Genomic DNA, 6752 nt, shown 5'->3' with positions numbered 1-6752 from the left:
TGTGGTTGCACTTGTGTGGGGGGGGGCCCGGGCGGCGCCCGCCCCGCCGTGCCCCCCCCCCCCCCGCGGGGCCGCCGAGTCCGCGCAGGCGGACTCGGCGAAGTTCCAGCGGCGAATTAGCGGGCGGACGCGGCACCCATCGATCCGCGACGATCAAAGTCGAGTCCCATCGGCGGGCACCTGCTCCGGCATCCGGTGTACAGGGGCCGCCGCGGATCTGAACATCGGTTTCCGCGTTCCGCCCAGACCTCCCTCCGTCCGACGTTCTCCCGGAGTTTCCCGCGATGAAAAAGCTTCCCCTCCTCTCGCTTGCGCTGTGCGTTGCCGCCGCGTGGCTGTACTTTACGCCGTACATGGCCGTCAACAAGCTGCAGACCGCCGCCGAGCGCGGCGATGCCCAGGCGCTGAACGAGATGGTGGACTTTCCCGCGCTGCGCACCAGCATCCGGACGGAGATCCAGAGCGCCACGGGGCGCGGCATTCAGAAGGACGGGGGCGTGTTCGCGGCCATCGGCGCCGCGGCGGCGGGCTTTGTGGTGGGCCCGGTGGTCGATGCCGCCGTCACCCCCGAGGGGATCAGCCTGCTGATGAAGGGCCAGAGCCCGGGTGACGACGACAGGGATGCGGACGACGAAAGCTGGCGCGACGGCGTGAAGATCGCGCGCCGCTGGGAGGCGCCGGACCGGTTCGTGGTGCAGTACAGCGACCGCAAGTCGGGCGACGACCGGCTCGCGCTGGTCATGCGCCGTGAGGGCCTGGAGTGGCGCCTGAGCGGCATCCGCTTCCCGGCCCCGGCGGAATAATCCGGCGGCTCCGTTCGTACGAGGCCCACTCGCCACTCCGGCGGGTGGGTTTCTTCATATCGTCGGTGAATCCAGAGCCGGATTGACGAGGCCGGCACCGTCCCGGCGATCGAAATCGCGGCTGGAACGGCACAAAGTCCGCCTGCGCGGGCTCCCGCTACGGGAGTGACGAAGCCGCCATCGCCCCGGTTGCGGACGCGCAGGAGCGTGGATCGCCGCACACGGCCGGACCGCCGAGTCCGCAGGCGGACTTTGCGAATTTCCCGCGGTGAATGATTCGCTCCCGCGGGAGGGCGGCACGATCGCTGTGCGGATACTGAACAACATCGCACGTTGATATCGACCGCTCACCGCCCGTCTGGCCCGTTCCGTCTACTCAGCCTATCTTGCGCGCATGGTATCTCTCTTCGACATCCTGGGACCCACGATGGTCGGGCCATCTTCCTCGCACACGGCGGGCGCCTGCCGGCTGGGGCTGATCGCGCGCGCCGTCACGGGCGGCACGCCGGAGCGCGTGCGCATTCAGCTGCACGGCTCGTTTGCCGCCACGGGCGAGGGGCACGGGACGCACCGCGCCATCGTGGGCGGCCTGATCGGCCTGGCGCCGGACGACATGCGCCTGCGCGAGGCGTACGACGAGGCCAGGACGGCGGGCCTGGAGTGGACCTTTGAGGACGTGGACCTGGGCGACGACGCCCATCCCAACACGGCCATCTTTCACCTGGAGCGCGGCGAAGACCGGGTGGTGGTGCGCGGCGCGTCGCTGGGCGGCGGGCGGGTAGAGGTGTCGGAGATCGACGGCTTTCCCGTGGCGCTTACCGGCGGCTACCACACCGTGGTCCTGCTGGCGCACGACGAGCCCGGCACCATCGCCGCCGTGGCCACCATCATGGCCGGCCACCGCGTGAACCTGGCCACCATGCGCGTGGACCGCACCGGCCGGCACCAGGACGCCATGATGACCATCGAGGCCGACGAGCCGGTAAGCGACGCCGCGCTGGCGGCCATCCGCGGATTTCCGTGGCTGCGCTGGGCCCGCGCCGTTCCCAAGATCGCGTAGAAACCAGGGAACAGGGAACAGGGAATAGCGGGCCCTGCGGCCCGAGAGATTCCCGGCGGAGCACCGCTCTTGCAGGCTATTCCCTGTTACCTGTTCCCTATTCCCTGCAGTTCGCCAATGCACAAGTCCATCGAATCCCTCGTCCAGGACGCGGAGCAGAGCGGCCGCCCGCTGCCGCAGGTGGTGCTCGACACCGAGGCCGCCGAAACCGGCGTGCCCCAGGAGGCCATCCGCGCCCGCATCGCCAAAACGCTGCAGATCATGCGGCGCGCCATCGACGAGGGGCTCGAGGGCAAGGTGCGCTCCGCCTCGGGCCTTACGGGCGGCCGGTCGAAGAAGCTGTGGGACAACGGGCCCAACATCCTGGGCGAGCGGGTGACGAAGACGCTGGCGCGCGCCATCTCCACGCTGGAGGTGAACGCCGCCATGGGGCTGATCGTCGCGGCGCCCACGGCCGGGGCGGCGGGGGTGCTGCCGGCCATCCTGATCTCCGTGGATGATTTCGCGGACGGCGGGATGGGCGAGGAGCGGCTGGTGGATGCCATGCTCGTCGCCGGCGGCGTGGGCGGGGTGATCGCGCAGCGGGCGTCGCTGGCGGGCGCCGAGGGCGGGTGCCAGGCCGAGACGGGGACCGCCGCCGCCATGGGCGCCGCCGCCGTCACCTGGCTGCACGGCGGCTCGCACGAGCAAATCCAGACCGCCGTCGCGCTGTGCCTGCAGGGGATGCTGGGGCTGATCTGCGACCCCATCGGCGGGCTGGTGGAAATCCCCTGCATCTACCGCAACGCCAGCGCCGCCATGCAGGCCATCGCCGCGGCCGAGATGGCGCTGGCCGGCCTGGACTTTCCCGTAAGCGCGGACGAGGTGATCGACGTGATGGGCGAGGTGGGGCGCCGCATGCCCAGCGCCTACCGCGAAACCGCCATGGGCGGCCTTGCCGCCACCCCTTCCGCCCGCCGCCTGATCCAGATCCGCCCCACCTCCCGGCCCTCCGGCGCCAGCCGGTAACGGCGGGGTTCGGCGCGCTTCGGACCGTTCCGCGGCGCCCCCTCCGCTCGCTCAGGCTCGCACCTCCCCCAAAAAAGACTGGGGGAGGTTGGGTGCAGGGCCGGGATCTGGGCGCTTCGGCTGGCTCCGAGTCGGCCCCCTCCGGGCCGGCACCACCGGCCCACCTCCCCCGAAACTGCCGGGGGAGGTTGATGTGGGGCAGGCGGCGGTGAGCTTCGGATGGGGTGGCGCGGGGTGGTGAGCCGCCCCCCTCCCCGACCCTCCCCCGCAAACTGCGCGGGGGAGGGAGAACGGCACAAAAACCGTCGCAGCGGGACCGAAGTTTTATACCCTCTCCCGCTTGCGGGAGAGGGTGCGAGCCTAAGCGAGCGGGTGAGGGTCCCTTCCGGAGCGCAATTGAGTTCTCCTCTCCCCCCTGCAGTTCGGGGGGGGAGAGGCCGGGAGAGGGGGGGCGCCCGCGGACGAAGTTCGATGCCCTTCGAAGCGTCCTGAAGTTCTCCCCTCTCCGTGAGGAACGAACGGGGAGGGGCCGGGGGAGGGGCACCGTCGGGCGCCAGTTCCATGCCTTTCGTCGACCTCCACATCCCTCGGCCTCTTACCCCGCCCCACTGGACACGCCGCCCCGCGGGTGAAACTTTGTCTCACGGCACCCCGTACCCCGACGCACGATGGGAACTGTGACAGTCGCGATGATCATCGCCCTGGGCCTTGCGGCCAAGTGGGTGATCGGCGCTCTGAAGGGTGGCGGCGGCGGCGGTGGAGGCTACGAGCTGGCCAGCCGCGACGCCCAGATCCAGCGCCTGAGAGAAGAGATGGATGGCCTGCACGGCGAGGTGCGCCGGCTGGCCGAAGAGCAGTCCTTCATGGTGCGCCTGCTCGCCGAGGGCGGCGCACGACCCGCCGGCGGGGCGCTTTCCGCACCCGAGCGGCCCGACGGCCCCAACCCGGAGACAACGTGATGGTGACCCGCGAGGACGTTGTGAACTTCCTCAACCGGATGGAGCTGGAATTCGAGGAAGTGGAAGAAGGCATGTGGCTGGCGTATCCCGGCGGCGCGGACGGCGAAACCCCCGTGGTCATCAGCCACGCCCCGCCGCTGCTGGTGTTCCGCATGAAGGTGCTGGACGTGCCCCAGGACGGGGAAAAGTGCTCGCAGCTGTACCGGCGCCTGCTGGAGGCCAACGCCAGCGACCTGGTGCACGCGGCGTACGGGCTTGAATCGGACGACGTGATCCTTACCGAGTCGCTGGAGATCGAGAACCTGGACTTCAACGAGTTCCAGGCCACCATCGACTCGTTCGGCATGGCCATGGCCACCCAGATGGAGTCGCTGTCCGCGTTTCGCGACTGCTGACGCGGCGGCACCCCGCACTACGAATCCCCCGGCGAAAGGCCCGGCCCCCGGCCCGGCCGCCCCGTCGGGGAACCAGATACGGCTGAACGAGCGATGGGAATCTTCGACAAGCTTTCGCTGCTGATCCGGTCCAACCTCAACGACCTGATCGCCCGGGCAGAGAACCCGGAAAAGATGCTCGAGCAGGTCATCATCGACATGCGAGAGCAGCAGACCCGCGCCAAGCAGGAGGTGGCGCTCGCCATCGCGGAAGAGCGCAAGCTCAAGTCGCAGGTGGAGAGCGAGGCCCGGCAGGCGCAGGAGTGGGAGCGCCGCGCCATGCTGGCCCTGCAGCAGGGGCGTGACGACCTGGCCCGCCAGGCGCTGCTTCGCCAGCAGGAGTACGGCGAGCGCGCCCGCAGCATGCACGAAACGTGGAGCCGTCAGGCCGCCGACACCGAAAAGGTGAAGGACGCGCTGCGGCAGCTTCAGGTGCGCATCGAAGAGGCCCAGCGCAAAAAGAACCTGCTGGTGGCCAAGCAGAAGCGCGCCCAGGCCCAGAAGCGCATCCACGAGACCATGGCCGGTCTTTCCGACACCTCCGCGTTCGAGACGTTCGAGCGGATGGCGCAGAAGATCGAGCACACGGAGCGCCTGGCCCTGGCCAGCGCCGAGTTGTCGGAGGAGCTGTCCGGCGACCCGCTGGAGAAGCAGTTCAAGGCGCTGGAGGCCGGCACCAGCTCCGACGACCTGGAGTACCGGCTGCTGGAGATGAAGCAGAAGATGGGGCTGGCGCTCCCCCCCGGCGCTTCCGCGGCCGCGCCGGCGCAGCTGGGCGCCGGTGCCTCGGCCGCGGCACCCGCGGGCTCCACGGCGCACGACGCGGAGATCGTGCTGGACGACGGCAGCGCGCACACGGCGCAGGAGCGCACCGCCTTTGCCCCCTCCCCCAACGCCACCCAGGCGCAGGGACAGGGCAGCCAGGGGCAGGGCGGCCAGGGTCAGGGGGGCCTGGGCGCCAACGACCGTGACCTCGCGGCCCAGATCGACGCGCTGAATCGCGGCTGACCGCGCCGCGAACGCGCGGCAAGGCAGGTCGGGCAGAGGAACATCGAGGGACGCGAAGGGCTACCATGGCCCCTTCGCGTCCCTCTTTTCCCACCCCTTCCCCACCCGTCCATGGATCCACGCGCATCCCGCATCGCCCCGGCACTGGTTCTGGCCCTCCTGGCGTGGGCGCCGGGCGCGACCGCGCAGAACGTGCTGCGCTTTCCGGGAAAGACGGTGGAGGTGATCGGGCTGGAAGACTGGACGCTGCAGATGCTGGCGGACTCCGTGGCGCGGTACGGGGATGGCGTTACGCTGGACTCGCCCGACGCGCAGCGGGTGATCCACGACCGGCTGCGCTTTCCGGCCAGTGCCATGCGGACGTTCATGTCGCCGAGCGAGGATCCGTATACGCTGATCCACGTGGTGGAGCCGGCGGATTCCGCGCGCGTGCGGCTGCACCGCCGTGGTGCCGACACGGCGGACGTGCGTCCGGCGTGGGCGGCGGTGGCCGACTTCGCGCGGCGCAAGCAGTGGCGCTTCATCGCCGCGCTGTACGCATGGCCCCGCAAGGAGGTGCCGGGGTACGCCGCGGCCGACAGCGCGGAGTTCCGGCTCGCCTGGGACTTCTGGACGGCCAGCCGAGACCGCGACCGCTCCGACAGCGTGGCCATCCAGGTCCTGTCATCCGACCCCACCGTGCAGGACCGCATGGTGGCGGCGTCGCTGCTGGCGTACACCCCGCGCGAGGAAGGCGATCGCCGGTGGCTGGCTCTGTTCTCCGCGCTGCTGGACGAAAGCGAGTACGTGGCGAGCACGGCCGCCACCGCGCTTGAAGCCGCCCTGCGCGACTCCCGCGAGGTGGACTGGAGCCCCATCGTGGCCGACGTGCACGCGGTGCTGGACGGCGCCAACCCGCGGGAGCTGGACACCGCCGCCCAGGTGCTGCTGCAGGCGGGCGTGGACGAGCGCTGGGCGGTGCCTTTACTCGCGGGGGGCGGGCGCGGCCTGCTGGCGCTGGCGGGGGCGGACCATTGGGAGATGAGCCTGACCGCCCGACAGCTGCTGGCGGCCCTGCGCGGCGAAGACTTTGGCCTGGAGATGGAGCTGTGGCGCGCGTGGGTGAACTCGCTGCGACCCTGAGAGGGTGTGCTAACCCTTCGCCGGGATCAGTCATCCTGAGGGAGGCGCCGCATCGTATCTTGCTCGTACAAAGAGCTTTGGCGCCGACCGAAGGACCTTGCCAGCAGAACCGGGAGGCTGGATTTCCGGGGTGGAGGCATGCCTTTCCGCGGTCGGAGAGAGGGTCCTTCGGTCGCGCGCAGGTCATGGTGTGACGTCTGGTTACACGTGGTGCGCTCCCTCAGGATGACTGGCCTCTTATCTTGATTGGAGGTTTGGCAACACCCTCTGAGCCGGCACTTGGCGCGACGGCGGCCGATGCACTACGTTCCGCGGGTCCGGCACTCACGCCGGACCCGCGGTTCATTGCCATCCGGAA

Annotated in this window: 7 protein-coding genes; all 7 read left to right on the top strand. The window is 70.2% G+C overall.

What is annotated here, in order from left to right; translation table 11 throughout:
• Positions 1-284: 284 nt before the first annotated feature.
• The 7 genes from ACOJUJ_RS23675 to ACOJUJ_RS23645 all read left to right on the top strand — a co-directional run bounded on the left by ACOJUJ_RS23675 (position 285) and on the right by ACOJUJ_RS23645 (position 6394).
• Positions 285-803, top strand: a complete 519-nt coding sequence (locus ACOJUJ_RS23675) for a DUF2939 domain-containing protein (RefSeq protein ID WP_420129391.1) — start codon at positions 285-287, stop codon at positions 801-803.
• 394 nt (positions 804-1197) lie between these two features.
• A complete protein-coding gene (sdaAB, locus tag ACOJUJ_RS23670) occupies positions 1198-1863 on the top strand; it encodes an L-serine ammonia-lyase, iron-sulfur-dependent subunit beta (RefSeq protein ID WP_420129390.1) in 666 nt (221 codons plus the stop codon).
• A gap of 117 nt (positions 1864-1980) precedes the next feature.
• Positions 1981-2871 carry an L-serine ammonia-lyase, iron-sulfur-dependent, subunit alpha gene (gene sdaAA, locus ACOJUJ_RS23665; RefSeq protein WP_420129389.1) on the top strand — a complete coding sequence of 297 codons (891 nt, stop codon included), beginning with the start codon at positions 1981-1983 and terminating at the stop codon, positions 2869-2871.
• 668 nt (positions 2872-3539) lie between these two features.
• Positions 3540-3830 carry a hypothetical protein gene (locus ACOJUJ_RS23660; RefSeq protein ID WP_420129388.1) on the top strand — a complete coding sequence of 97 codons (291 nt, stop codon included), beginning with the start codon at positions 3540-3542 and terminating at the stop codon, positions 3828-3830.
• Positions 3830-4225, top strand: coding sequence for a CesT family type III secretion system chaperone (locus tag ACOJUJ_RS23655; protein WP_420129387.1), 396 nt, complete (start codon positions 3830-3832; stop codon positions 4223-4225). Before ACOJUJ_RS23660 ends, ACOJUJ_RS23655 begins: the two co-directional genes overlap by 1 nt.
• Positions 4226-4318: 93 nt before the next feature.
• A complete protein-coding gene (locus ACOJUJ_RS23650) occupies positions 4319-5272 on the top strand; it encodes a PspA/IM30 family protein (RefSeq protein ID WP_420129386.1) in 954 nt (317 codons plus the stop codon).
• A 111-nt stretch (positions 5273-5383) separates the two neighbouring features.
• On the top strand, positions 5384-6394 hold the full coding sequence (locus ACOJUJ_RS23645; RefSeq protein ID WP_420129385.1) for a hypothetical protein: 1011 nt from the start codon (positions 5384-5386) through the stop codon (positions 6392-6394).
• The last annotated feature ends 358 nt before the right edge of the window (positions 6395-6752 follow it).

This window comes from Longimicrobium sp. (assembly GCF_048594345.1).
Classification (GTDB): Bacteria; Gemmatimonadota; Gemmatimonadetes; order Longimicrobiales; family Longimicrobiaceae; genus Longimicrobium.
Note: the sequence above shows the minus strand (reverse complement) of the source record. Positions and strands in the feature narration are given on the sequence as shown.

Excerpts from the sequence above, each read along its gene's own strand:
- ACOJUJ_RS23675 (WP_420129391.1), top strand. The coding sequence starts at position 285 with ATGAAAAAGCTTCCCCTCCTCTCGCTTGCGCTGTGCGTTGCCGCCGCG.
- sdaAB (WP_420129390.1), top strand. The coding sequence starts at position 1,198 with ATGGTATCTCTCTTCGACATCCTGGGACCCACGATGGTCGGGCCATCT.
- sdaAA (WP_420129389.1), top strand. The coding sequence starts at position 1,981 with ATGCACAAGTCCATCGAATCCCTCGTCCAGGACGCGGAGCAGAGCGGC.
- ACOJUJ_RS23660 (WP_420129388.1), top strand. The coding sequence starts at position 3,540 with ATGGGAACTGTGACAGTCGCGATGATCATCGCCCTGGGCCTTGCGGCC.
- ACOJUJ_RS23655 (WP_420129387.1), top strand. The coding sequence starts at position 3,830 with ATGGTGACCCGCGAGGACGTTGTGAACTTCCTCAACCGGATGGAGCTG.
- ACOJUJ_RS23650 (WP_420129386.1), top strand. The coding sequence starts at position 4,319 with ATGGGAATCTTCGACAAGCTTTCGCTGCTGATCCGGTCCAACCTCAAC.
- ACOJUJ_RS23645 (WP_420129385.1), top strand. The coding sequence starts at position 5,384 with ATGGATCCACGCGCATCCCGCATCGCCCCGGCACTGGTTCTGGCCCTC.